Consider the following 24,609-nt stretch of genomic DNA (forward strand, 5'->3'; position numbering starts at 1 on the left):
TATCATCGTTACAATGAAAAAAGCCGCCGCAAGCGGCTTTTTTCATTGGGGAAGGGAGATGACGAGGGATTGCGGGAATTAGCGACAGGCATGATCAATAATTTTTTCTTCATCATTTTCCCCATTGTTCTATACCAATTGTTTGCAATAGCTGGCCGTCAGCAACTCTTCTCTAAACACAAAATCATCCTCACTGCGCTATTCTCCATTTCCAGCGTGCTTTGCGTGTTGTTTCCGTATCAGTTTCTATCAGAAGACTATATCTTTGATCTGAGGCAAGTGCCGCTTATTGTCGGCGGGCTTTACGGGGGACCGGCAGTAAGTGCGGTGATCTTCGTGGTGACTTCTGCAGTGCGCATCGGTATCGGAGGAGACGGCATGTACATTGCCGTCTTGAATCTGCTGTTGGTTGCTGTTGTTGTGCCGTTGCTTCGCAATTTCTATCTGCGGATGGGATGGCTGGCGAAAATTCTCTTCGTGTTTCTCGTTTCAATAACATCCTTGCTGTTCAACCTGGTGGCTGGTCACTTGCTGTTTGGTGATCCGATTCATCACATTGTGGATGTTTGGTTGATGCTGATGCTGAACCAGGGAATGATCGCAGCCATTGCCGCCCTGTTAATTGAACGCATCCAGCGACAGGAATACATGCTGAATGCGCTCATCAAGCATGAGAAACTGGAGACGGTCAGTCATTTTGCGGCTTCCGTTTCTCACGAGCTCAGGAATCCGATTCAAAGTATCAAAGGGTTTGTACAGCTATTAAACAACCACGAGTATGATCGGGATAGACAGACGGAATTCCATAACACCATTCTGCAGGAAATCAATGCGGCCGAAAAGCTGATCGAGGATTATTTGATCTTTGCTAAACCGGCGTACGGCCGGATCGAAACAATTCATACGAAATCGGAAATTGAAAAAATCATGAATATTCTCGGTCCCTATGCAGCAGAAAGGGAAATTAAAATTGTGCTGACTGCTCCTGAAGATGGCTTGCGGATTGCTGTAGACCCGCAGAAATTCCAGCAAGCGGTTATTAATATCATTCGAAACGGCATAGATGCCATGCCGGCGGGTGGTCTTTTTTCCATTGTCATCCAACGGGAGAAATCAGCTGTTCTGATAAAACTGACAGACAGCGGCAGCGGCATGACGAAAGAGGAGATACAGCGGCTGGGCGAGCCGTACTTCTCGACGAAGACAACGGGAACGGGACTCGGAATGATGGTGACATACAGTGTCATCAGCCAAATGCATGGAGAGATTGACGTCATTTCAGAAAAGGGCCAGGGCACAACTTTCACTCTGACTTTTGCGGCAGCAGAATGAATCGCGCTGTGTCGGATGGGAGTCATTCATGTGCGGTTCAATTGTGCAAGAAATGGTAAAATAGCCTGTTCTTTCAGTTTGGCTTCGAACATGATATCTGCATCTGTTCCTTTCAGCAGCACCAGCAATTCCTCGAAATCCTCGGCAGATACAACACCGTGGTGACGCCGGTCTGTCCGGCTTTCTTTACCGGTACTGATATGGATTTTCGGTATCCCGAATCCTTTCCAGGTAGCCATTATTGCAGCGATATCGACAGGGGTACCGTCATTATTGCAATTATGATGATGGATATCGAAACAGATGGGGATGCCACAGTCCCGGCTAATATCGAGTACATCCTGGACAGTAAATGTCTTATCGTCATTTTCCAATCGCAGTTTTTGTCTGATGCTGGCTGATAATCGGCGGTAGTTTTGTGAAAACCGGAGTTTTGCCTGTTCTTTGTCGCCATATGCGCCTCCCGTATGCACGATCAGATCGGTTCCGCCTAAAAGGGTGATAAGTTTGTCATGATATTCCAAATCAGCGACCGATTTATCAACCACTTCTTCTTTCGGTGAATTTAAAACTGTGTACTGTCCGGGGTGCATGGACAGCCGCATATGGTGCGTGCGGACCAAGTCGCGAATCTGTCCTGTCAAAAAGAGGACATCTTCGTCTGTCCACCAATTCCAGTCATTCACCGGATGAGTGGAGAGAGGGACAATCGAACTTGACGCCCGGTAAAAATAAATATCATGCAACAGGTTCCATTCAAGTATTTTTAAGGTGGTCTCCAAATTTTTTACGGTCAATTCTTTAATGACAGCTGAGCCTTGTGTTTCAGCTGTCGCTGTGCGGCATGTTCTGAATACGCTTTGCAATTCAGTATTCATGCAGGCATATCCAAGTCTCATGGTATCAGCTCCTTATTCCGGCTATACCCGCAAAATGGCAGATGGCAAACGGCAAATGTTTCAGCGCAGTCGTCTGCCGGGTATAGAAGGGACGGAACAATAATGACGAGGAGAGAATACAACGTGTTTGAACAGCCACCGGAATCACCGTTTGAATTCAAGCGGGAACAAATTATCGAAGACCTGGTAGAAAACAATATATTCAAAGTGGGCGGCCGGCAATTATACGAGCTATCACTTTATGAACTGCTGAAAACCCATACAGAAGACCAGACAGCCGAATAGACTTCGGCTTTTTTCAATATACCGATTAAAGGGAGGCGGCGGCATGCACAGCAAAGAACTGGAGAAGTTCCGGAAAGAACGGCTTGATGAAGTTACAATTGATGAGCTCCAGGCATTGATGGAAGCGGGGGAACTGACTGCAGAGCAACTCGTTCTGATGTACAGGGAAAACATTTCACTATACGGTCAGCAAATCAATGCTGTACTGGAATTGAATCCGGATGCTTTGCAGACGGCTCAGGCATTGGACTTTGAGCGGCAGATGAAAGGCCCGCGTTCAAAGATTCACGGGATTCCCGTATTGGTGAAAGATAATTTTGACACGAATGACAAAATGCATACAAGTGCCGGTTCACTTGCCCTGAAAGACCATTATGCACTTGAAGATGCTGCAGTCGTTAAACGGCTGCGCGGGGCAGGAGTAATTATTCTCGGCAAGACGAATATGACCGAGTGGGCGAATTTCATGTCGCAGGATATGCCGAACGGTTACAGTTCAAGAGGCGGACAGGTAAAGAACCCTTACGGTGAATTTGATGTCGGCGGATCCAGTTCCGGCTCGGCAGCGGCTGTCGCGGCTAATCTTACAGTTGCTGCACTTGGAACAGAGACATCGGGTTCCATCATTAACCCGGCTGCACAGAATAGCCTGGTCGGCATTAAACCGACGGTCGGCCTGGTGAGCCGGAGAGGGATTATCCCGCTGTCCCATACACAGGATACACCAGGACCGCTGGGCCGGACGCTGCGTGATGCCGTTGCGTTGCTTGAAGGAATGATCGGCAAAGATGGGGGCGACCCCATTACGGTGATGGCAGAGCCGTTCGAACAATATGACTGGACCCGTCATTTTAATGAAAATGGACTCAGCGGTGTACGGATCGGCATCGCCCGCCATTTATTTGAAGATGACATTTCCGAAGAGATGGCGGAACAGTTTAAAACAGCACTTCAGCAGCTGGAAAAATGCGGCGCCGTTATTAAAGATCAGGTAAAATTAGGCGTGAATCAGGAAGATCTCGGCTTCGCCGTGCTGCTGCATGAATTTAAAGCAGACCTCGATGATTATCTCGGAAAATCGAATCCCCATAACCCAATCCGTTCCATGCGGGACGTTATGAGCTTTAATGGAGAACACGCTGATAAAATGCTGAAGTACGGGCAAAATCTGTTGGAGCAGGCGAGCAGATTAAGCGGTGAATTGACCGAGCGCGCATACGAGGAAGCGCTCGAGCGCAACCGGTTTCTTGCAGCAGAACAAGGACTGCGTAAAAACCTCAAGGAAGCCGGAGTAGATGTGCTCGTGCTGCCGCAGGATTTCGGCTGTAATATCGCCGCTGCTGCCGGCTTCCCGTCCATTACAGTTCCGTGCTCATTCACGTCTGAAGGGGAGCCGTTCGGCATCACCTTCACCGGTCACGCATTCTCCGAACCGAAACTGATTGAATATGCCTATGCATTTGAACAGGCGGCAAAAGGCCGACACAAGCCCGGATTTTCAAGCGGGTCCTAGTGTGGTAGACTGGATATTATGAATTTAATCAAAGTGAGATGATGTTAGGATGTCAACAATGAATGCAGAATTTCTGCCCGTTTTACTGGGCTCTGATATGAATGCCTATGGGATGGCCCGTTCGTTTCATGAAGCATACGGCATTAAGCCGCTCGTCGTGGGCCGGGCGGCTATGACCGTGACGCAAAACAGTAAAATTCTTTCATTCCGCTCGGTTGAAGGGTTAAATGAAGATGGCGTATTTCTGGAAGAGATGATGAAGCTGGCCAATGAATTTCCGGAAGTGCCTAAATTGCTTCTGGCCTGCGGAGATGATTATGCCAAATTGATTATCCGGCATAAGCCGGAACTCGAAAAGCATTTCGCCGTTCCGTATATCGGTGAAGAACTCATGAACCGGATTGTACTGAAAGAGAATTTTTATAAAATCTGTGATCAGTACGGATTCAGTTATCCAAAGACAGCAATGGCTACTCCTGAGGACCGCGGGAACCTGAAGCTCGATTTCGATTATCCGATTATTATTAAAGCGTCGAATTCTGTCGCTTACTGGAATTGCAGCTTCCCCGGTAAAAAGAAAGTATTCGTCGCGCATGATGAAATGGAACGGAACGCCATCTTTGAGGCAATCTATTCCTCAAGTTATCAGGATAACCTGATCATCCAGGAATTTATCCCGGGTGATGATTCTTATATGCGCGTGTTGAATGCATATGTCGGCAAGGACGGCAAACTGAAACTCATGTCACTTGGCAATCCGATTCTTGAAGAACACACACCGGAAGGAATCGGAAGTTATGCAGCTATCATCACCACATACGACGAAGCATTGATGGACCGGGTGCGGTTTTTCCTTGAAGACATCGGGTACACCGGTTTCGCGAATTTCGATATGAAATATGACGTGCGGGATGGAGAGTATAAATTATTCGAGATCAATCTGCGTAACGGCCGCAGCAGTTATTATGTGACAGCGAGCGGTTATAATTTGATGAAGTATGCTGCGGATGACCATATCTTCAATATCCCGCAGCAAGTGACTTATGCAGATAACGAACATCTATGGACGATCATTCCGAACGGTGTGCTGTACAAATATGCACAGAACAAGGAATTGAAGAAAAAAGCGCACCGGCTGATCAATGAAGGAAAAGTGACGAATTCACTTTTTTACAATCAGGACATCAACCCGAAGCGCTGGTTCAATCTGACGCTGAACAGCATGAACTATTACCGCAAGTATAAAAAGTATTTCAATAATAAGGGATTGTCATGAAAAAGACACTTGGCATTATCGGCGGTGTAGGACCGCTTGCAACCATGTATCTCGGTGAAAGCGTCGTCCGGCGCACCCTCGCTTCAAAAGACCAGGAACACATCCCGATGCTGATCTCCAATAATCCGCACATTCCCGATCGGACGGCCTATATTCTTGGGGAATCAGCGGAAAATCCGGTTCCGGTAATGATTCGGGATGCACTGAAACTGGTTGGCATGGGAGCTGAAGTACTGGCGATGCCATGCAACACAGCTCATAGCTTTTATGAGCAGTTACAGGAAGCATTGCCGGTCCCGCTTTTGCATATGGTGAACGAGACAGCGAACGAAGCGAAGCGGGAAGGGGCAACCCGAACCGGTATATTAGCAACAGATGGCACATTGAAGACCCGGGTTTATCAGAAAGCGTGTGCAGAGGCAGGGCTTATGCCCATTGTTCCGCGCGCAGATATTCAAGAACTTGTTATGTCTGTCATTTATAAAAATGTAAAAGCAGGAGAACCGGTGAATGCCGAAAACTGGCAGAAGATTGATGCATATATGCGAGGAGCAGGTTGTGAAAAAGTGCTGCTTGGCTGTACTGAACTTTCAATCGTCTATAAGGAGCTTGCGCTCTCTGACCGGTATATCGATTCTTCTGTCGTACTGGCAGAACGGGCGATTGAAGCATGCGGCTATGAAGTGAAAAATAAAAGGCTGAGCTTGGATTACTAAGCTCAGCCTTTTTGTGATGAATTTTCATGATTCGGTGAGTGCCTGTCGGATATCATGACTAAACTCGGGAGTCAAAATTCCGTCGTTTTCAAGAGTCGTCACAACGCTGCCAATCAGATGCGTACGGGGATTTGGCTCTTTCAGTTCATCAGCGATGAATGACAGGAGCTGTCCGGTCTGCTGATCTTCTGACTTGTCTGCAAGCGTTCTGGCTCTTGCATGAATTTCCAGCAATGCATTTGGTTGCTCTGTCTGAAATTCCCGTAATGTAAAAGGAAGGAATGTATCATTTGTTTGAAGCTGATCCACGAGAGAAGCTTCCATTCGCCGCAACACAAAATCTGTAAGGCGCTCAGCGGACATTTCACTGGTTGCGTTAGCTGCATGCAGATGAATAAGGTGCTGAATGGTTCCGAGAACGAGAGCGGAATTTTCGAGAGCAAACGGTGCAGCCTGCTCGCCATACACATCTGTGATCCGGCCGGCAAGCCAGTAAATTTCACTGAAATGCAGCTGTTTAGCGAATGCTTTCAGCTCAGCATCTTCAGAATGAAAGATACTTTCAAAGAGCGGAAACAGTTTCCGCTCTTTGTTTATTCTGAGCCGAATTGCAATCTGTTCAGACAAGACAGCTGCATCATTTATCTGTTCTCCTGTTGCCGCCTGCCGTCGTTTTATTTCTGTTTCTTCTGCAATGGCTTCGAGAATGCCGCGGAGGCACTCGCCTTTTGACGTGAAGTAATTATAGAAAGTGCCTTTTGAAATTTTTGCCCGGTCCAATATATCCTGAATGGAAGTGGCCGCGTAACCTTTTTCGATGAACAAGGTATACGCTGCATCAACGATCTGTTTTTTCTTCATGTTCATAAATGCCACCTTTTATACTCATAGTATACTCTTATCATACAGTTGAAAACGCTTTACATCAACGTTTTAAGATTTTGTGATTCAAGTGATTGCTTTTATTGAACAATCGGTATAGAATAGCAAAGTGTACTGTTGGTATATAAATTAAACGATAGGTATAAATGGAGGAATAACCAGATGACAGAACAAAAAAAACCGCCGTATGGTATGATCGCAATCCTGTTCACCGGTGCGTTTGTGGCTATTTTCACGCAGACACTGCTGAATGTTGCACTGCCTTCTATCATGGTGGAATTTGAAGTGGACGCTTCCACGGTTCAGTGGCTTGTTACAGGTTTCATGCTTGTAAACGGGATTCTGATACCGGCAAGTGCGTTTTTTATCCAGCGTTTTACAAACCGGTCGATTTTTATAGCTGCGATGTCGCTGTTTGTGCTTGGTACACTAATCGCCGCCGTTGCGCCGGTATTCGCTGTCCTTCTCGCTGCGCGGATGATACAGGCAGCCGGAGCTGCGTTAATGATGCCACTTCTGATGAATGTCATGCTGGCGGCATTTCCGGTGGAACGCCGGGGATCAGCCATGGGTATTTTCGGCTTAGTGATGATTGTGGCACCGGCGATCGGCCCGACACTGTCAGGTTATATCATTGAACATTACTCATGGCGGACGCTATTCATGATCGTATTGCCGATGGCACTTGTGCCGCTATTGCTCGGTATCTTCAAGATGAAGAATATCATGATCCAAAACCGGGAACTCAAGATTGACAGCCTGTCACTGGTGCTTTCAAGTATCGGTTTCGGCGGGCTGTTATATGGATTCAGTTCAGCCGCTGATTACGGATGGTCTAATCCGCTCGTTTACGGAACAATCGCTGCCGGCGTAGCAGGGCTTGTGCTATTTATCACCCGCCAGCTGAAACTGGCCGTGCCCATGCTCGATTTCCAGGTATATAAATACCCTATGTTTGCTTTATCATCAGCCATTTCCATTGTGCTCTCCATTTCAATGTTTTCTGCAATGATTCTCATGCCGATCTATGTCCAGACCATTAAAGGGATCTCGCCGATGGATTCCGGCCTGCTCATGCTGCCGGGGGCATTGATGATGGGAATCATGTCACCGATTACAGGCCGTCTGTTTGATAAATTCGGCGCTCGTATACTCGCGATGACCGGGCTTGCTATTGTTGTGCTATCCACATATTTTTTCAGCCAGCTGAGTCTTGAAACAACATACCTGCAGATCATGGGCATGTATACGATTCGGATGTTTGGTATCTCGATGGTCATGATGCCGATTATGACAAATGGCTTGAACCAGCTGTCACCAATGCTGAACCCGCATGGAGCTGCGATGAATAACACCCTCCAGCAAGTATCAGGGGCAATTGGTTCAGCCCTGCTTATTACAGTGATGAATACGCGGGCAGAATCGGCTGGGGCTGATCTGCTTGCATCCGGCGCTGCACCTGAAACGATCATGAACCAGGCATTGCTGGAAGGTATCAATTACACATTCTTCGTCTCCACCTTCATCGCGATCGTTGCATTGGTTCTGACGTCATTCGTCAAACGGGCAAAACCGGCTGTGGATGAAGATAACCGGGTCTTTACAGCAGAACCGGTCAATGAACCTGTTACCGAAGCGTAATTACTGAAACGTCCCTTTCTGGGGGCGTTTTTTTCTTCTTTCAGCTGCAATATGATAAACTGAAGCTAGTGAAGAGAAGGTGGAATCGAAATGAACGTAATTGATAAATTAGCTATACAATGGCAGGAAAAATGGAAAAAGGCCGGTTTTGAACAGCCGCTTCCCGTACAAACTGAAATGATCCCGGAAATGCTGGCGGGCAATGATATCGTCGCCCAGTCACCGACAGGCTCAGGAAAAACATTGGCGTATGTGCTGCCTGTCTTGGAGCGGATCAATCCAGAGCGCCAGAACGTACAGGCAATGATTGTCGCGCCGTCCCAGGAATTGGCGATGCAGATTGTCAACGTCGTCCGGGAGTGGACAGCAGAAACGGGAATAGACGTTGCCCAGCTGATCGGCGGCGCCAACGTGCAGCGCCAGATTGAAAAACTGAAGAAAAAACCGGCAATCGTCGTCGGTACACCCGGCCGGCTGAATGAACTGGTGAAAAGCAAGAAATTGAAATTGCATGAAATCCGAATGATTGTGCTTGATGAAGGAGATCAGCTGCTGAGCCGGGAACACCGGGAAGCGATGCGGAACCTTATTGAAAAAACGCAGCACGATCGCCAGCTCGTGCTTGTGTCTGCAACTGTTACGGAAGAGATCGAACTGGTTGCTGACCGGCTGATGAACCATCCGACAAGAATCCATATCACGCAGGAAGATCTGCCGGAGTTCGGAAAAGTTACACATTCTTTCGTCAAAATTGAAGAGCGGGATAAAACGGATATGCTGCGCCGTCTTGCTTATCTTAAAGGCATGAAAGGCTTGGCGTTTATCAATAATCTCGATCAGTTGCTGATGAAAGAAAATAAGCTTAATTACCGGGATGCAGGTGTTGTGGCACTTCATTCGGAAATGAAGAAGGAAGAGCGGAAGCAAGCGCTTGAAGCCTTCCATAGCGGTAAAGTGCCCATTCTGTTAGCAACGGACGTGGCGGCCCGGGGTCTCGATGTAGAAGGTGTGACCCATGTTATCCATGTGGATGTGCCGCAAACTCCTGAACAGTATTTGCACCGATCCGGCCGGACGGCAAGAGCGGGGGCGGACGGGGAAGCGTTGACGCTTCTGTCTTACGCTGATGAACGGCAATATAAGCGCATTTCAAAAGAGCTGCCGGCCCGACCGGTTCAGAAAGTCTGGGACCGAGGCAATCTGATTGAAGGTTCATCTAAAACCATTGCTAAAAAGGGGAGCCGGAAATGACATTTCAGGAAAAACTGGAACAATACGCAGAACTGACAGTCAAAGTAGGGATCAATGTACAGGAAGGGCAAATCCTGCTGGTCAGTGCAACGACTGATACACTGGATTTTACTCGTCTCGTTGTCAAAAAAGCATACGAAGCGGGAGCGAAACGCGTACAAGTTAATTACACAGATCCGGTGCAGACCCGAATGCATTTTGAGCTGGCGCCCGATGAAGCATTCCGGGAATACCCGGAATGGTCCGTAGCCCAGCGCGATGAAGTGATTGAGACGGGCGGCGCATTTCTGTGGATCGATGCCGAAGACCCGGATTTGCTGACAGGTATTTCGCCGAAGCGGCTCTCGGACGCACAGAAAGCGGCAGGGAACGCGCTTGAGCGCTATCGTTCTGCAATTGTTTCCGATAAAGTGGCGTGGTCGATTGTGGCTGTTCCATCGCCGGAATGGGCAAGTAAAGTGTTCACGGGCTCGTCGGATGAGAAAGCTGTTGAAAAGCTGTGGGAAGCGATCTTCAAAATAGTCCGGATCGGTGAAGGCGACGCAGTTGCGAAATGGAAGGACCATATTGCAACATTGGAGACAAAAGCGGCCGCACTGAACGATAAACGGTACAAGAAGCTGCATTACCGGGCACCAGGCACCGATTTGACAGTTGAGCTTCCAGATAAACATATTTGGACGACCGGTGCTGCAAAGACACCTGCAGGCATACCTTTCATTGCGAATATGCCGACAGAAGAAGTCTATACAGTACCGCTGAAGCATGGCGTGAACGGGCATGTCACCAATACTAAACCGCTCGTATATCAAGGAAATGAAATCGATGGATTCACGCTGACATTCGATGGCGGGAAAATCATCAAGGCAGAAGCCCGTAAAGGCCAGGAATTATTGGATGAGATGATCGTTTCGGATGAAGGCGCTGCCTATCTTGGAGAAGTGGCATTGGTGCCGCACCGATCACCGATTTCAGATTCCGGCATTATTTTCTACAATACATTATTTGATGAAAATGCATCGAATCACCTGGCAATCGGTGATTCCTATCCGACCTGTGTGGAAGGTGCACGCGGACTTGAACGCAGTGAGTTGCAGGGAATCGGGTTGAATACGTCGATTGTGCACGAAGATTTCATGATCGGCAGTGCAGAAATGGATATAGACGGGATTCTGGCAGACGGCACAGCAGAGCCGATATTCAGAAGTGGCAGCTGGGCGTTTTAAGGAGTGAGGAGTTTGAAAAAAGTTTTACCTGCAGCACTGGCGGCATTCATGCTCACATCAACCGGAGTGCCGGCTGGCGCAGAGACGACAGAACCTGCAGCATATGTGGCGATCGGTGATTCACTCGCAGCCGGTCAGACACCGGATCAGGCGATCGATGCCGGATATGCAGACCTGATCGCACAGGAGCTGATGCGTAATCAGCCAGTCGCATTTTATACGAAAGACTTAGCTTTTCCCGGCTTAGCGGCAGGTGATGTGCTGGAGCGGATAGAGTCGGATGAAGCGCAAGATGTATTAAGTAAAGCCAACCTGATTACAGTTTCAGCCGGTGCCAACGATTTATTGCGGCTCGTGCAGGCTGACCCGGCCACCGGTGCCATCACATTCGACCAACTGACGGCCAATTTCGTCTTAAATAACGCCCGTGAACAGATTGAACTGCTGCTGGCAGAACTCGCAGAACAGGCACCGCAGGCAGACATCTATGTCATGGGTTATTACTTCCCGTATCCACACGCCAATGACCTTCAAAAGCCGGGACTGGTAAAACAGCTTGAACTGTTGAATGTTATTCTTGAACAAGAAGCGATCGATGCCGGGGCAGTGTTCGTCCCGGTCGCCGAGGCGTTCGGCACAGAAGCGGTGACGGAAATTCCCAACCCGGCTGACGTGCATCCAACGGTTACCGGCTATCAGAAAATGGCGAATGCTTTCTTTGATCAGTATAAATCCGCCTGGCAAGTGGAAGCGGAAGAATTGCCACAGCCGGCACCGGTAACGTTTGAAGAGCTCCGGGAGCAGCGGGATCAACAGGAACAGCAGAAGTCTGCAGCGCAACCCACCGACCCTGTCAGAGAAGCAGAATTAGATACACTGGCTCTGTCAAAACCCCGGATATTTTTATGAAGATAAAGGCTGGCAAAATGGATTTTTCATTATCAGCATCCTGCCCAGCTGTTTTGACCAAAATTTGCTAAACACGATTATGGCCTATCCACACAGAAAAGCCGCACCGGTAAACTATAACCGGTGCGGCTTTTTGACGATTCAGTGACTTCTTGGATTTGCAGGACGAGGACGTGCCGCTGGGTCGGTTTTCCCTGACCGTTTTCGTTTGTTCAACGCCTTTTTCACAATTGGATATGCAATCGGACCGTATTTCATAGCTGTTTTCATTAATCGTTTTAGTTTCATAGAAGAATCTCTCCATTCATTTATGATCTTATTGGTATGTTTCCCGCGGAGAGATGTTGGCAAACATGCTTAGGACTCCAGTGCGTGAGCGACAAGAATATCCCTGTAATCTTCCACACTTGAAATTGAGACATACTCGGCGTTCCCATGCCAATCATCACCGGCTGGTCCGAATTCGATTGCTCCTTCACCGCCTTCGATGGCAGCTGCATAGTAACGGGTATCGGCAGCGCCATGCTGGCCGAAGAGAACGGGTTCGGTATCTGTCTCCTGACGAATAATCTCCTGAAGCCGTGCAATATATGGATGGGTGTTAGAAGTCACAAGAGCTGGTGTAGAGCCGCTCGCTGAGTATTCCATATCGAGGTTCAGCTGATCGCCCAAATCCCGCATCTGCCGCTCGATCTCTTGGGGATCCTGGGTTGGCAGAAACCGGATATCGTACGACATGTAACATAGTTCAGGAACTACGTTATACCGGTCTCCTGCGTTGATTTTTGCCAGATTCACTGATGGCTTATCGTAGTACTCAGAAGATTCCTTAGTGAAAGGCAAGTCCTGTAAGGCGGTATGGTACTTCATAGCCGCTTCGATGGCATTTATGCCTTCCCATGGCCGGCTTCCGTGTGCCGGTTTTCCTTTAAAAGTCATGTCCATGTGGATGATCCCTTTTGATTGCAGGCCGATCTTCAAACGGGTCGGTTCACCTGCGATGATAAAATCACCGGTGTAGCCCTGAGAAACGAGCCATTCAGATGTATGGTGTCCGCCGATCTCTTCGTCGGTCACAATGTGCAGCTGGACGATGCGTTCAAGTTTCGTCTCATCGAGATCGATAAACGCCTGCATCATTGCTGCAACACCAGCTTTCATATCGGCAGCTCCGCGTCCATACATCCGGTCCCCCTCCACCAACGGTGCAAACTGCTCTTTGTGCCCTGGCACGACATCAACATGGCCATTCCAGATAATGGTCTCACTTCCTTTGCCTTTCGAGGCTGTCAGCATGAGATATCCCAGATTATCATGGAGTTGAACATCCGCACCGCGTTCCTCGAGCCAACTGGCGCAATAACGCAATGCATCGTTAGCGCCTTCTTTCGTATCACTTTTGAACTTAATCAATTCCTTCAACAATTCAATCATTTCAATAGTCTCCTTTCTGATCGCTTCTATTCTATTCCTTTACCCATGATGCACGACAGGAAACTGCGTTGCAACCGATGGGGGAGTCGTGTACAATATATAATGTAATTGAATAATAGTGCACCACAAGGGGAGCATTTTGCTGAGAGTGAACATTTTGTTCTGACCCTTTGAACCTGTAAGTTAATGCTTGCGCAGGGATGTGGACGGAAATGAGACCTTTACCGGTGTCAGGCTCTGTCCTGACGCCGTTTTTGTATTTCCAGTTCTGGCGGCCTTTTGTTGGTGCAAAAGGAGGAGTTTGTTGTGAGGAATAAAAAGACATTAGTGTTGATGGAAATCGCCATTTTTGGGGCGCTTGCCTTTGTGCTCGATTTCATTGCATTCAAGATGCCGCAGGGCGGATCGGTGAGTCTGGTGATGATTCCGCTTGTGCTAATGACATTCAGACGGGGGATCGGCGCTGGAATTGCGACCGGTTTGCTGGTCGGGCTGCTGCAAATACTGGCAGGACCGTCTGTAGCGCCATTGACATTCGGATTCGTCGTCATGCAGGTCATCCTGGATTATCTGCTTGCTTATGCAGTGGTCGGATTCGCCGGTGTCATGCGCGGGATGTATCTGAAGGGCCTGAAAGCGGAGAAAAAAGGGAAGATGGTGGCGGCTGTTGTTATCGGCACGCTGATCGCATCGATTCTTCGCTACCTGGTGCATGTCACCACGGGTTATCTGTTTTTCGGCATGTACGCGGAAGGCAATCCGCTCGTTTACTCAATTGTCTATAATGCAACCTACATGATCCCGCTCTTTTTGCTCACGGCTGCTGTCTGTTCTGTTCTGTTCATCACGGCTCCGCGCCTGACAAACCCGGAACTCTGACCCGCGGATTCTCTTATGGTATAGTAAATAGAGAATTTTGCTGAAAGAAGGGTATTAGATGATTGCAAAAACAGAACAGGAAATTGAAAGTCTGAAAAAAGCAGGACAATTGGTGGCGAAAATCAGGGAAGAAATGAAGGCAGCCACCAAACCAGGTATCACAACGAAAGAATTGGATGAGCTCGGCGGCCGGCTGTTTGAAGAACTTGGCGGTGTATCGGGCCCGAAAGATCAGTATGATTTTCCCGGTTACACATGCATCAGTGTCAATGAAGAAGTGGCACACGGCATTCCAGGGAAACGGGTGATTCAGGAAGGGGATATCGTCAATATCGATGTTTCCGGTTCTCTTGATGGTTATTTTTCTGACACGGGCATTTCATTTGTTGTTGGAGAAGGTCACGAGGATAAGCAAAAGCTGATTGACGCAGCCGCGCGGGCGTTCGAGCGGGCGATGTCGAAGGTGAAACCGGGTTCCAAGTTGAACCAGATCGGTAAAGCCGTAGAACGGGAGGCGAAGGACCAGGGATTGTTTGTCATCAAGAACCTGACCGGGCACGGCATCGGCAAATCGCTTCATGAAGAACCGCAGCACATTTTAAATTATTACGATGCCTGGGAAAAAACCTTGCTCAAAGAGGGCATGGTGCTGGCGGTTGAACCGTTTATTTCCCAGAAAGCGGAACACATTATCGAGTCAGGCGATGGATGGACATTCATCACCCCGGATCAGTCGCTCGTTGCACAGATTGAACATACCGTGCTGGTTACAAAGGAAGGACCGGTACTGCTGACAGAGCTGGAGGAATAATAGTCTTCCGGTCAGTATCGACTATCGGTTAATTGCACATTTCGACGGACACCCGCTCAAGTGAAGCGGGTGTTTTTTTAATGCTGAAAAGTCGTTTTGAATGTTGCCTTATTAAGTGATATGCGATATATTGCTTTCATGAATAAAAAACTAATTAAACCGATAAAAAGACTGTCGCTTAGAGATGAAGTTTACCAAACCTTGAAGAAATCCATCATCAATATGGAATTGGAGCCGAATGAGCGCTTAAATGACAAGGAGCTGGCGCAGCAATTCGGAATCAGCCGCACTCCTGTCAGGGAAGCGCTAAAGCGACTGGAAGACGAAGGGCTCATTGAATCGCTCCCGGGATCTTCAACTCGAGTAGCGCCATTGAAACCGGAAGAGGCAAAGCATGCATTTGTTGTCATTGCAGCGTTGCATGCCTTGGCGACGCAGCTTGCCGGTTCCTTGATAACGGAAAGGCATATTGACGAGCTGGAACGGAGCAATCATGAGTTAAAGCTGGCTATTGATGAAGGGGACATTGCGGGAGCGATCGCAGCGGATGAAGCTTTTCACAAGGTTTTTTTGAATCTGGCAGGCAATCCGGAAATTTCTCTTGCATTGGAACGGATCTCACCTAAAATTCAGCGACTGGAAATGGCTCAATTTACTGCAGTGAGAGGGAGGGGTTCTACAGAGCGGCACCAGGAAATAATTTGTGCCTTCAAAGAAGGGAATCACGAACGTGCAGCCCGGCTTGTTGAAGAAAATTGGCTCAGTCTTGGTGAACTGCTGACGGAGGAGTAAGGGGAAGGAGGATGAAATTTGAAACCGATTTTGATTGGTATTTGTGCCGCCTTCTTTTTTGCTGTTACCTTTGTTTTAAATGCATCTATGGAGTTAGCCGGGGGCAGTTGGATCTGGAGTGCCTCCCTCCGGTATATATTCATGGTTCCGTTTCTTGTCCTTATTGTTGCACTGCGCAAAAATCTGAAGCCGCTTCTGCGTGAAATGAGAAAACAGCCGGGGCAGTGGATGCTTTGGGGGTTCGTCGGTTTCGGGCTCTTTTATGCGCCACTTTGTTTCGCGGCTGCCTATTCACCTGGCTGGCTGATTGCAGGGTCTTGGCAAATCACAATTGTATCCGGAGCGTTACTGGCACCGCTATTCCTTGAGACGCGACTTACAGCAGCGGGACCACTCCGAGCGAGAGGGGAAATCCCGGTTAAAGGGCTTGTTATGTCACTGATCATTTTAGCTGGAATCATACTCATGCAGGCTGAATATGCCACGCATTTATCTTTTGATCATATGCTGTTAGGTGTGGTTCCGGTCTTGCTCGCATCGTTTGCTTACCCGTTGGGAAACCGTAAAATGATGGATGTATGCAAGGGGCGGTTGGATGCTTACCAGCGGGTGCTTGGGATGACGATCGCAAGTCTGCCGTTCTGGTTCCTGCTTGCTGCTTACGGCTTTATGACAATTGGAATGCCGAGCGGCGGCCAAATGTTTCAGACGTTTCTGGTTGCGCTTTTTTCAGGGGTCGTTGCGACTGTCCTCTTTTTTATGGCGACCGATATGGTAAGAGGGAATATGCAAAAATTGGCTGCTGTTGAGGCAACTCAGTCAATGGAGGTCCTGTTTGCGCTGGCAGGAGAGTTGCTTCTGCTCTCAATCCCGTATCCTTCTCCATTGGCATGGACAGGTATTCTTGTCGTGATTCTGGGTATGGTTCTCCACAGTCTGGTATCAAACAGCAAATCAGAAATTCCTGCGATAAATGGGGCAGTGGATATGGCCGGAAAATAAACCGATAACAACAGTATGCGCCAACCCTGTTAATTTTCTTAATATAAGGCTCTGTTAAAGAACAGTATTGGTTTTTTCACTGCAAAAAATGTGGAGCTGTTTTGCGGAATATCAACAGAGATGTTTAACATAACTTAATATAAAAATACGGCACAGGATAAATGCTGTGCCGCTTCTGCTGTTAATCGGATTCAATTATGCGGCGCTTACGGATGAATAAAATTCCCGCCAGGATGACACCGCTTAAGAACAAGGAGGCCGTAGAAACAAGAAGTTCTGTAAGCGCATTCTCGACAGCAATGCCGATGAACGCCCAGATGAAGACAGACGGGTACCAGATATCATCGTAATGATAGCGGATGTGGAGTGCCAGTGCTGTGGCAGCTGTCAGCATGACCACGGTCCATAGTCCATCGCTGATTCCCCAGCCGCCCCAGTTGAAGAATGCCAGTACATAAGCGATATTAGCGATCAATGCAACAGTAACCCAACCCATATTCACAGAAATCGGAATCCGAAGCCTATTACGGGGTTCGTATTGAAAATAGAGACCCAGCAATGCAAAAAGGTATCCTGTCATGATAACGACCGATAGTAGAAAGAACTCGTAATGCCAGGAGAGCAGCCAGCTGATGTTCAGCACAGCGCTCAGCATAAAAAAGGTTGTCACTTTATAAGAAGGTGGAAAACCGCCCTTAAACTGTTTCCAATAAGCTGCTGCCCACACAGCCAGTAACAGATAAATGACTGGCCAAATTGAAAAAACATAACCTGCGGGTGTAAACAGGACAGATAGCCGATCCGATATTTCACCGGTAGTCTGGCCATTCAGCGGCAGTACATTCGCTGTGATGTTCAAAGCAATGACAGCTGCCAGCGAAAGTGTAATGAGCAGCATTCGAACCAAATCAATCCCTCCTTTACCTTTATCCAGTATACATCAGGAAATCGGCCAACAAATGACAGGAAATCGAATTTTTTGGGTAAACAGACAGTGAGAAAGGGGCGATTCCGATGAAACCGCTGAATGAACTGACCATGAAGGAACACGAAGCCGGTAAAGAGGCGTATAAAAAAGAGCTGAAGCAGCTGCAAAAGAAAATGCTGAACCTGCAGCAGAATCTGCTCAGGCGGAAAGTCGGTCTTATACTGGCGTTTGAAGGAATGGATGCGGCCGGAAAAGGAGGCGCCATTAAACGGCTGACGGCGGAAATGGATCCCCGTGGCTATGTTGTTCATCCGATTACTGCTCCGCAGCCGCATGAGCTCCGTTATCATTACCTGCACAGGTTCTGGCGCAAATTGCCTCAGCACGGCCAAACCGCAATATTTGACCGTTCCTGGTACGGCCGAGTGCTCGTTGAGCGGGTGGAAGGGTATGCCGAGCAGCAAGAATGGCAGCGTGCCTACGGGGAAATCGCTGAATTTGAACGAACGCTTGTTGACGAGCAATACATCATGATAAAGTTTTGGCTGCATATCACACCGGATGAACAGCTGGAGCGATTTGAGGACCGGATGAAGGATCCGTATAAACGCTGGAAAATCACAGAAGAAGACTGGCGGAACCGCGATAAATGGGAGCAGTATGAACAGGCGGCAGAAGATATGCTGCAAAAAACAGACTCAGAGCTGGCACCATGGGAAATCATTGGTGCAAATGACAAAAAACATGCGAGGTTGGAAGTGATGCGAAGAACGACCAGCCATATTGAAGAAGAGCTGAAACGGCGCGGATTTGAAATCCTGAAGCCGGACGAGCTGTATCCGCTTTCTGTTTCACGGGATGAATAACCATGCTATACTAGAAGTGTTTTTTGGAAAATTAGAACGACCGGGAGGAAATGACTGATGACAGTGGGGTACAAAGAAGTATGGAATCTGGAAGAGATTTTCCCTGGGGGGAGCGATTCCAAAGAATTTCGCGTTTATCTGAACAATGCTAAAAATCACCTTGAGACAATTGAAGAGACAGCGAAATTGTTTAACGTTCCTGATTCAGCTGAAGCAGCAGAACAGATTACAGCACTTCTGGAACAAGTAAAGGAAACAGCGCTCCCGCTGAACCAAGGAATTTCTTTCATCGGCTGTCTTCAGGCACAGGACACAGAAGACAGAAAAGCGGGGCTTCTTCAGAGCGAATTAGTGGCTCTTGATGCCCGTTTTATATCCGCTATGCAAATCGTACAGAAGAAACTGGCTGCCACTGGATTTGCTGTCTGGACAGCACTTATGGAAAATGAAGCACTGGTGCCGTTCCGCTTTATATTGAACGAATGGCGGGAAGAGGCGAAATTGCAGCTTTCCGAGCAGGAAGAACGGCTGATAAATGCCCTCTCAACAGACGGCTATCATGGCTGGAGTCAATTATATGACAAACTGGTCGGCGATATCCGTGTCAATGTGGACGTGGATAACCAGGAAAAGGTTTTATCTGTCGGACAGGCGGAAAATCTGAGTTCCCATGACAGTGAACATGTCCGGAAAACCGCTCAGGAAAAACTGGAGGAAGCGTGGGCGGAAAAAGAGGAATACTTCGCCCAAACCCTCAATCACATTGCCGGTTTCCGTCTGGCGGTTTATGAACAGCGAGGCTGGGAGGTACTGCAGGAACCTCTTCAAATGAACCGGATGAGCCGCGGGACACTTGACGCCATGTGGAACGCCATCAGCCGCCATAAAGAGCCATTCAAGCAATACTTAACCAAGAAAAGCGAATTGCTGGGAAAAGATAAACTCGATTGGTATGACCTGGATGCCCCGGTTACTGAGACCACGGGCAAATTATCGTATTCAGAAGGTGCTGCGTTTATCCTGAAGCATTTCGGTAAGTTCGGTCCGGAGCTGGAGAAATTCAGCAGAATGGCGTTCGAAAAACAGTGGATTGAAGCGGAAGACCGACCGAATAAAATGCCGGGCGGTTTCTGCACAAGCCTTCCGGAATCTGATCAGTCCCGCATTTTTATGACCTATAGCGGCTCGATGTCCAATGTATCAACACTGGCTCATGAGCTTGGACATGCATTCCATACACATGCCCTCCAGCCGGTTCACTGGCTGAATCAGCAATACGCAATGAATGTGGCTGAAACGGCGTCCACATTTGCTGAAATGATTGTCGCGGATGCAGCGGTGCAGGAAGCGGGGTCAGATGAAGAAAAATTGGCGCTGCTCGAGGATAAGGTGCAGCGGAGTGTGGCTTTTTTCATGAATATCCACGCCCGCTTTCTGTTCGAGACCCGGTTCTATGAAGAGCGGAAAGAAGGGGTGGTGCCTGCATCCCGGCTGAATGAATTGATGGAGCAAGCGCAGAGAGAGGCATTTGCAGACAGCTTGAATACACTTCATCCGCATTTCTGGGCGTCTAAGCTGCATTTTTATATTACAGATGTGCCGTTTTATAATTTTCCATACACGTTCGGTTATTTGTTCTCCTTAAGCGTATATGCTAAAGCGCTTGAGGAAGGGGCAGGATTTGAAGAGAAATATGTGGCGATGCTGCAGGATACAGCCGTCATGACAGCCGAGGATTTAGCGATGAAGCACCTGGGTGAAGATATTACACAAGAAGCGTTTTGGGAAAAAGGAATAAGTTTATGCATCAACGATGTTGAAGCGTTTCTTGAATTGGCGTCTGCGAGGGGATAATCATGAAATTGCTGTTTAATGGCCGAAAATGCTACATCCGGGCCATGACGCCGGACGATGCAGAAGAAATGGTCCAGCTCCTTGTCAGGAACCGGGATTACTGGTCGGTTTATGAACCGCGTCATCAAGACAGCTACTTTACTGTTGCCGTTCAGCGGCAGAAAATTCGAGAGTCTCAATACCAGATGAGAGAGAACCGGGAGTATAGCTTCGGCATTTATGACCTTGGGACAGACCGACTCATCGGGCATATCTCGCTTTACAGTATTAAGCGGCTGCCATTTCTGAATGCCTTGGCCGGCTATTCAGTCGATGAGGCCTATGCCGGAAAAGGCATTGCAACAGAAGCGCTACAGCTGGTGCTGGATTTCGGATTCGATCATCTGAGCCTGCATCGGATAGAAGCATATGTTTCACCGGAAAATACAGGCTCCATCCGCGTCCTGGAAAAAGCCGGGCTCCAGCGGGAAGGATTGCTCCGCGAATTTTTGTTTATCAATGGCAAATGGCGGGACCATTACCATTATGCTATGCTGGAAGGCGACTTTTGAAAGGGTAAGGCCGCCTGGCGTATTTGGCGGAAAGAAATCAGGCGCTTTTTCACCGAATAACAGACAGAAAAAACCGCTGAGCATTTTTATGCTCAGCGGTTTTTGTATCCTTCATCCACCAGATCCAGTTTGCCGGTCTTCGGATCGATGACCAGTCCATGAACGGGAACGGTTTTGTCCATGAACGGGTGCTGTCTGACCATCTGCACACTGTGCCGGACACTGTCTTCCACATTTTCAAAGCCTTCGAGCCAGCGATCAACGTCGATTCCGGAAGCCCGGACGGTGTTAAGCGTCTCTTCTGTAAGACCGCGCTCCTTCATCTTCGTCAGAATCGGCGCCGGCTGCAGGGCGGACATGCCGCAGTCGTGGTGGCCGATAATCAGTACTTCCTGAGCGTTCAGCTCATAGACTGCGACGAGCAGGCTGCGCATGATACTGCCGAAAGGGTGATTCACAATCGCACCGGCACTTTTCAGCATCTTTACGTCCCCGTTTCGCAGGTTTAATGCCTTTGGCAGGAGCTCCACGAGTCGGGTATCCATGCAAGTCAGGATGACAACTTTCTTATTCGGGAACTTGTCCGTTACAAACTCTTCGTACTTCTTATCCGATACAAACTGTTCATTGAATTGCAGCATTTCATTTAACAGAACCATGCCTCTCACCTCATATGATTATTGGATTGTGTATCGAAAAACCGGGCCTGAGAAACAGGTCCGGTCTTCAGCAGTCAGTATTTTACCGTCGGTTTCGAGTCCACTCTTTCCGCTGAATGCATGTCCATGTTCTTCGCAATAAAGAACATATTTGCACCAATTACGGTAAAGATGAAAATCGTAAAACCGATCACTGTAGTCAGAAATAAAAGCATCGGAGCCAGCTCCTTTCATAAGGAAGTTTGTTTACTGATAGTATACCTTATTTTACCCGAAAACTTAAGTGGTGAAAACAGAAACTCAGAATGCCCAGTTGCCGCCGCGGAATACTGCTTCACGTGAACCATCTTCAAGGATACCGTCGATGTCCATATCAGCAGAACCGATCATGAAATCCACATGGGTAATGCTCTGATTCAGGCCATGTTCTTTCAATTCATCCGGGGACATTGTCTTCCCGCCTTCAATACAGAACGCATAAGCTGAACCGATTGCAAAATGATTCGATGCATTCTCATCAAAGAGCGTGTTGAAAAACAGAATGCCAGTGTCGGAAATGGGGGATTGATGCGGCACAAGTGCCACTTCACCCAAATAATGTGAACCTTCATCCGTTTCAATAAGTTCTTTCAGTACTTCTTCGCCTGCTTTTGCTGCTGCGTCTGTGATGCGTCCATCTTTGAACGTCAATTTGAATTCCTCGATTACGTTTCCGCTGTAGCTGAGCGGCTTAGTGCTTGATACATAACCATTAACACGAGTTTTTTCCGGTACGGAAAACACTTCTTCCGTCGGCATATTCGCCATGAAGGCATCGCCTTTTTCATTCACAGATCCGGCTCCGACCCACACATGTCCCTTCGGAAGACCAACTGTTAAATCTGTGCCGGGAGCTTTGTAATGCAGTGCGGTGTATCTCTTGCCATTTAAGTACTCCACTTTCTCGTGCAATTTAGCGTCATGCTGCTTCCAGGCTTCCACCGGCGACTCGGCATCTGCACGGACAGCCTTGAAGATCGCTTCCCATAATGCATTTGCCTGTTCCTCCTCTGGAAGGTCCGGAAATACTTTCGCGGCCCAGTCCTCAGAAGCTGCCGCGATGACTGTCCAGCTGATTTTATCTGACTGAACATACTGCCGGTATTTATCCAGCGCTTGGCCGGCAGCTTTCTGATAAGTGGCAATCCGTTTGGAATCAATCCCTTTCAGCAGATCCGGGCTTTGAGACACAATGCTCATAAACGCTGCACCTTTGTCGGCAAGCTGTTCCCGCTGCTGTACGAGCCAATCCGGAAATTCCGAAAAGGAATCTTCCGATGCCAGCTCATAGCGGATCCGGGTAAGTTCATCATCTTTCCAATCCACATGCACAACTTCTGCACCTGCTTCATATGCTTTGCGTGTAATAAGGCGAACGAACGGTGCCGCCTCAAGTGATGCTGCTATGTACAATGGCTGGCCAGGCTGAATGTTTACGCCGACTTTCACAGCCAATTCAGCATAGCGGTCCAATTTCTGTTTAAATGATGTCAAATGAATCTCCCCCTTTTTCCTTTTAATAGTAGCAATATTTCACAAAGTCCTGCAACTGTGGAACCAAAATTCACCCTGATTGTCTATTGAATGATTAATGAAAAAAGTTTAACATTAAAACAAAAGTTTAAGCGGAGGTGTACTGTGTGGGAAGGAAAGAAGATGAAGTATTGGAACTGATCCGGCGGAATCCCTATATGTCCCAACAGGAAATGGCGGAACGGCTTAAGATATCCCGGCCTTCTCTGGCAAATATGATTTCTTCTTTAATTCGGGAAGGAAAAGTACTTGGCCGGGCGTACATGCTGCCGGAGAAAGGAACCGTTATCTGTATCGGCGGTGCAAACGTTGACCGGAAGTTTTTGCTGTCTGAACCGCTGCAGATGGGAACATCCAATCCGGTAAGCGCCACAAAAAGTGCCGGCGGTGTAGCGCGGAATATAGCTGAAAATCTGGGCCGGCTCGGTCACGAAGTAAAGCTGCTGTCTGTAGTGGGACGCGATAACGACTGGCAGACGATTGAAGAAGGATCTGCTGCTTTTATGAGCCTGGAACTTACAGAAACGCTGCGTGAACTGCCAACCGGATCCTATACGGCTGTACTGGATACAGACGGGGAAATGATGTTTGCGATGGCCGACATGGAGATCTGTGATTTACTGACACCTGAACACTTGAGCCGGTACGAAAGCGTATTGCTGTCGGCAGCACTCATCGTCATTGACTTGAACTGTCCGGCTGAGACGGTCAGTTTCGTTCAGCAGCTTGCAGAATCCCGGGAAATCCCGCTTGCGGTGATTGCGGTTTCCGCGCCGAAAATGGATAGACTCGGTGCAACGTTAAGAGGCATTACATGGTTCGTCTGCAATATGGATGAGGCAGAATCCTATATTGGCGAGCCGATTAAAACTGACGAGCAGTGGCGGCATGCAGTATGGGAATTCGTAGACCTTGGCGCCCGCAATGTGGCAATCACTGCGGGCGAGCGGGGAGTGATGGCAGGAAACATTCAGAGCGTCCAGCATTTCCCTGCCTTGCCGATCGAGGAAATGACGGATGTGACCGGGGCGGGAGATGCCTTTTCATCCGCCTTGCTACATGGCTACCTCAATACCTTTGCTTTTCCCGATGTAGTAAAAGCCGGTCTCACGAATGCGATTAAGACGCTCGAATCCCCGCTTACAGTCCGGACAGAACTGACTGCTGCCGGACTTAAAAATGAGATGGAGGAATTGCAATGAAAGAAGCATTATCCTGTTCACTGGAAGTATCCGGTGCAATGGCGAACGGTCAGGCAGTTGTCGCCTTGGAATCAACAATCATTTCACATAGAATACCTTATCCGCAGAATGGATAGGCAGCTCGTGAAC

The 24,609-nt window shown here is 48.2% G+C and carries 25 protein-coding genes and 1 riboswitch; of the genes, 18 read left to right on the forward strand and 7 right to left on the reverse strand.

Annotated elements, in window-relative coordinates; translation table 11 throughout:
• Window positions 1-45 precede the first annotated feature (45 nt).
• The gene (locus B0X71_RS04615) at window positions 46-1,332 is read left to right on the forward strand and encodes an ATP-binding protein (RefSeq protein ID WP_232336785.1); all 1,287 of its coding nucleotides are present in this window, start codon (window positions 46-48) and stop codon (window positions 1,330-1,332) included.
• A gap of 26 nt (window positions 1,333-1,358) precedes the next feature.
• On the opposite strand, the gene uvsE is transcribed toward B0X71_RS04615, so the two are convergent.
• On the reverse strand, window positions 1,359-2,231 hold the full coding sequence (gene uvsE / locus B0X71_RS04620) for a UV DNA damage repair endonuclease UvsE (protein WP_077588347.1): 873 nt from the start codon (window positions 2,229-2,231) through the stop codon (window positions 1,359-1,361).
• A gap of 102 nt (window positions 2,232-2,333) precedes the next feature.
• Here uvsE and fbpA point away from each other — a divergent pair, with 102 nt between their 5' ends.
• Genes fbpA through cuyB form a run of 4 tightly spaced genes read left to right on the forward strand, consistent with a single transcriptional unit; the run spans window position 2,334 to window position 6,021 of the window.
• Window positions 2,334-2,516 carry a Fur-regulated basic protein FbpA gene (gene fbpA, locus B0X71_RS04625; RefSeq protein ID WP_077588348.1) on the forward strand — a complete coding sequence of 61 codons (183 nt, stop codon included), beginning with the start codon at window positions 2,334-2,336 and terminating at the stop codon, window positions 2,514-2,516.
• A 43-nt stretch (window positions 2,517-2,559) separates the two neighbouring features.
• Entirely contained in the window at window positions 2,560-4,029 is a 1,470-nt protein-coding gene (locus B0X71_RS04630) for an amidase family protein (protein ID WP_077588349.1), read from the forward strand.
• Between the two features lie 58 nt (window positions 4,030-4,087).
• A complete protein-coding gene (locus B0X71_RS04635; protein WP_156889793.1) occupies window positions 4,088-5,305 on the forward strand; it encodes a carboxylate--amine ligase in 1,218 nt (405 codons plus the stop codon).
• Entirely contained in the window at window positions 5,302-6,021 is a 720-nt protein-coding gene (gene cuyB, locus B0X71_RS04640; RefSeq protein ID WP_077588351.1) for a cysteate racemase, read from the forward strand. Before B0X71_RS04635 ends, cuyB begins: the two co-directional genes overlap by 4 nt.
• A 24-nt stretch (window positions 6,022-6,045) precedes the next feature.
• Here the strand turns inward: cuyB and B0X71_RS04645 are convergent, their stop codons facing one another.
• Window positions 6,046-6,882 (reverse strand): TetR/AcrR family transcriptional regulator, encoded by an 837-nt coding sequence (locus B0X71_RS04645; RefSeq protein ID WP_198038686.1) that lies wholly within the window; start codon window positions 6,880-6,882, stop codon window positions 6,046-6,048.
• 183 nt (window positions 6,883-7,065) lie between these two features.
• Here B0X71_RS04645 and B0X71_RS04650 point away from each other — a divergent pair, with 183 nt between their 5' ends.
• The 4 genes from B0X71_RS04650 to B0X71_RS04665 all read left to right on the forward strand — a co-directional run bounded on the left by B0X71_RS04650 (window position 7,066) and on the right by B0X71_RS04665 (window position 11,930).
• Entirely contained in the window at window positions 7,066-8,544 is a 1,479-nt protein-coding gene (locus B0X71_RS04650) for a DHA2 family efflux MFS transporter permease subunit (protein ID WP_077588353.1), read from the forward strand.
• A 90-nt stretch (window positions 8,545-8,634) separates the two neighbouring features.
• Window positions 8,635-9,795, forward strand: coding sequence for a DEAD/DEAH box helicase (locus B0X71_RS04655; RefSeq protein ID WP_077588354.1), 1,161 nt, complete (start codon window positions 8,635-8,637; stop codon window positions 9,793-9,795).
• Window positions 9,792-11,021: an aminopeptidase gene (locus tag B0X71_RS04660; protein WP_077588355.1), complete on the forward strand. Its 1,230-nt coding sequence runs from the start codon at window positions 9,792-9,794 to the stop codon at window positions 11,019-11,021. Before B0X71_RS04655 ends, B0X71_RS04660 begins: the two co-directional genes overlap by 4 nt.
• 12 nt (window positions 11,022-11,033) lie before the next feature.
• The gene (locus tag B0X71_RS04665; RefSeq protein ID WP_077588356.1) at window positions 11,034-11,930 is read left to right on the forward strand and encodes an SGNH/GDSL hydrolase family protein; all 897 of its coding nucleotides are present in this window, start codon (window positions 11,034-11,036) and stop codon (window positions 11,928-11,930) included.
• A gap of 357 nt (window positions 11,931-12,287) precedes the next feature.
• Here B0X71_RS04665 and B0X71_RS04670 read toward each other — a convergent pair whose 3' ends face one another.
• On the reverse strand, window positions 12,288-13,364 hold the full coding sequence (locus B0X71_RS04670) for a M20 family metallopeptidase (RefSeq protein ID WP_077588357.1): 1,077 nt from the start codon (window positions 13,362-13,364) through the stop codon (window positions 12,288-12,290).
• Window positions 13,365-13,482: 118 nt separating this feature from the next.
• A riboswitch (TPP riboswitch) is annotated at window positions 13,483-13,582 on the forward strand.
• An 88-nt stretch (window positions 13,583-13,670) separates the two neighbouring features.
• Between B0X71_RS04670 and thiT the strand changes: the two genes are divergently transcribed.
• From thiT to B0X71_RS04690, 4 genes are all read left to right on the forward strand, one after another.
• Window positions 13,671-14,243, forward strand: a complete 573-nt coding sequence (gene thiT, locus B0X71_RS04675; protein ID WP_077588358.1) for an energy-coupled thiamine transporter ThiT — start codon at window positions 13,671-13,673, stop codon at window positions 14,241-14,243.
• 58 nt (window positions 14,244-14,301) lie between these two features.
• Window positions 14,302-15,054 (forward strand): type I methionyl aminopeptidase, encoded by a 753-nt coding sequence (gene map, locus B0X71_RS04680; RefSeq protein WP_077588359.1) that lies wholly within the window; start codon window positions 14,302-14,304, stop codon window positions 15,052-15,054.
• Window positions 15,055-15,192: 138 nt separating this feature from the next.
• Entirely contained in the window at window positions 15,193-15,846 is a 654-nt protein-coding gene (locus B0X71_RS04685) for a GntR family transcriptional regulator (RefSeq protein WP_077590897.1), read from the forward strand.
• An 18-nt stretch (window positions 15,847-15,864) separates the two neighbouring features.
• Entirely contained in the window at window positions 15,865-16,848 is a 984-nt protein-coding gene (locus B0X71_RS04690; protein ID WP_077588360.1) for a DMT family transporter, read from the forward strand.
• A gap of 181 nt (window positions 16,849-17,029) precedes the next feature.
• On the opposite strand, the gene B0X71_RS04695 is transcribed toward B0X71_RS04690, so the two are convergent.
• Window positions 17,030-17,746 carry a TspO/MBR family protein gene (locus B0X71_RS04695; RefSeq protein WP_332309474.1) on the reverse strand — a complete coding sequence of 239 codons (717 nt, stop codon included), beginning with the start codon at window positions 17,744-17,746 and terminating at the stop codon, window positions 17,030-17,032.
• A 116-nt stretch (window positions 17,747-17,862) separates the two neighbouring features.
• On the opposite strand from B0X71_RS04695, the gene B0X71_RS04700 reads away from it, so the two are divergent.
• The 3 genes from B0X71_RS04700 to B0X71_RS04710 are packed head-to-tail and all read left to right on the forward strand — an operon-like array spanning window position 17,863 to window position 21,047.
• Complete coding sequence (locus B0X71_RS04700; protein ID WP_077588362.1) at window positions 17,863-18,642, forward strand: polyphosphate kinase 2 family protein; 780 nt, start codon at window positions 17,863-17,865, stop codon at window positions 18,640-18,642.
• 57 nt (window positions 18,643-18,699) lie between these two features.
• Window positions 18,700-20,496 carry a M3 family oligoendopeptidase gene (locus B0X71_RS04705; RefSeq protein WP_198038687.1) on the forward strand — a complete coding sequence of 599 codons (1,797 nt, stop codon included), beginning with the start codon at window positions 18,700-18,702 and terminating at the stop codon, window positions 20,494-20,496.
• 2 nt (window positions 20,497-20,498) lie between these two features.
• Window positions 20,499-21,047 (forward strand): GNAT family N-acetyltransferase, encoded by a 549-nt coding sequence (locus B0X71_RS04710; RefSeq protein ID WP_077588364.1) that lies wholly within the window; start codon window positions 20,499-20,501, stop codon window positions 21,045-21,047.
• A gap of 92 nt (window positions 21,048-21,139) precedes the next feature.
• Here B0X71_RS04710 and B0X71_RS04715 read toward each other — a convergent pair whose 3' ends face one another.
• From B0X71_RS04715 to B0X71_RS04720, 3 genes are all read right to left on the reverse strand, one after another.
• Window positions 21,140-21,706 carry a beta-class carbonic anhydrase gene (locus tag B0X71_RS04715; RefSeq protein WP_077588365.1) on the reverse strand — a complete coding sequence of 189 codons (567 nt, stop codon included), beginning with the start codon at window positions 21,704-21,706 and terminating at the stop codon, window positions 21,140-21,142.
• 74 nt (window positions 21,707-21,780) lie between these two features.
• Window positions 21,781-21,921, reverse strand: a complete 141-nt coding sequence (locus B0X71_RS20820) for a hypothetical protein (protein WP_156889794.1) — start codon at window positions 21,919-21,921, stop codon at window positions 21,781-21,783.
• Window positions 21,922-22,006: 85 nt separating this feature from the next.
• Complete coding sequence (locus B0X71_RS04720; protein ID WP_077588366.1) at window positions 22,007-23,239, reverse strand: aminopeptidase; 1,233 nt, start codon at window positions 23,237-23,239, stop codon at window positions 22,007-22,009.
• A gap of 146 nt (window positions 23,240-23,385) precedes the next feature.
• Between B0X71_RS04720 and B0X71_RS04725 the strand changes: the two genes are divergently transcribed.
• Window positions 23,386-24,480 carry a carbohydrate kinase gene (locus tag B0X71_RS04725; protein WP_077588367.1) on the forward strand — a complete coding sequence of 365 codons (1,095 nt, stop codon included), beginning with the start codon at window positions 23,386-23,388 and terminating at the stop codon, window positions 24,478-24,480.
• Window positions 24,477-24,596 carry a pseudouridine-5'-phosphate glycosidase gene (locus B0X71_RS21350; protein ID WP_232336786.1) on the forward strand — a complete coding sequence of 40 codons (120 nt, stop codon included), beginning with the start codon at window positions 24,477-24,479 and terminating at the stop codon, window positions 24,594-24,596. Before B0X71_RS04725 ends, B0X71_RS21350 begins: the two co-directional genes overlap by 4 nt.
• Window positions 24,597-24,609 lie beyond the last annotated feature (13 nt).

Origin of the sequence: Planococcus lenghuensis, from assembly GCF_001999905.1 — a bacterium.
GTDB lineage: Bacteria > Bacillota > Bacilli > Bacillales_A > Planococcaceae > Indiicoccus > Indiicoccus lenghuensis.

Bases quoted from the DNA above. Each gene is read 5' to 3' on its own strand.
- B0X71_RS04645 (WP_198038686.1), bottom strand. From the start codon at position 6,882: ATGAAGAAAAAACAGATCGTTGATGCAGCGTATACCTTGTTCATCGAA.
- B0X71_RS04695 (WP_332309474.1), bottom strand. From the start codon at position 17,746: ATGCTGCTCATTACACTTTCGCTGGCAGCTGTCATTGCTTTGAACATC.
- B0X71_RS04700 (WP_077588362.1), top strand. From the start codon at position 17,863: ATGAAACCGCTGAATGAACTGACCATGAAGGAACACGAAGCCGGTAAA.
- map (WP_077588359.1), top strand. From the start codon at position 14,302: ATGATTGCAAAAACAGAACAGGAAATTGAAAGTCTGAAAAAAGCAGGA.
- B0X71_RS04635 (WP_156889793.1), top strand. From the start codon at position 4,088: ATGAATGCAGAATTTCTGCCCGTTTTACTGGGCTCTGATATGAATGCC.
- B0X71_RS04655 (WP_077588354.1), top strand. From the start codon at position 8,635: ATGAACGTAATTGATAAATTAGCTATACAATGGCAGGAAAAATGGAAA.
- B0X71_RS04710 (WP_077588364.1), top strand. From the start codon at position 20,499: ATGAAATTGCTGTTTAATGGCCGAAAATGCTACATCCGGGCCATGACG.
- B0X71_RS04715 (WP_077588365.1), bottom strand. From the start codon at position 21,706: ATGGTTCTGTTAAATGAAATGCTGCAATTCAATGAACAGTTTGTATCG.
- B0X71_RS04685 (WP_077590897.1), top strand. From the start codon at position 15,193: ATGAATAAAAAACTAATTAAACCGATAAAAAGACTGTCGCTTAGAGAT.
- B0X71_RS04650 (WP_077588353.1), top strand. From the start codon at position 7,066: ATGACAGAACAAAAAAAACCGCCGTATGGTATGATCGCAATCCTGTTC.
- B0X71_RS04660 (WP_077588355.1), top strand. From the start codon at position 9,792: ATGACATTTCAGGAAAAACTGGAACAATACGCAGAACTGACAGTCAAA.
- B0X71_RS04670 (WP_077588357.1), bottom strand. From the start codon at position 13,364: ATGATTGAATTGTTGAAGGAATTGATTAAGTTCAAAAGTGATACGAAA.
- B0X71_RS04705 (WP_198038687.1), top strand. From the start codon at position 18,700: ATGACAGTGGGGTACAAAGAAGTATGGAATCTGGAAGAGATTTTCCCT.
- fbpA (WP_077588348.1), top strand. From the start codon at position 2,334: ATGACGAGGAGAGAATACAACGTGTTTGAACAGCCACCGGAATCACCG.
- cuyB (WP_077588351.1), top strand. From the start codon at position 5,302: ATGAAAAAGACACTTGGCATTATCGGCGGTGTAGGACCGCTTGCAACC.
- B0X71_RS20820 (WP_156889794.1), bottom strand. From the start codon at position 21,921: ATGCTTTTATTTCTGACTACAGTGATCGGTTTTACGATTTTCATCTTT.
- B0X71_RS04630 (WP_077588349.1), top strand. From the start codon at position 2,560: ATGCACAGCAAAGAACTGGAGAAGTTCCGGAAAGAACGGCTTGATGAA.
- uvsE (WP_077588347.1), bottom strand. From the start codon at position 2,231: ATGAGACTTGGATATGCCTGCATGAATACTGAATTGCAAAGCGTATTC.
- B0X71_RS21350 (WP_232336786.1), top strand. From the start codon at position 24,477: ATGAAAGAAGCATTATCCTGTTCACTGGAAGTATCCGGTGCAATGGCG.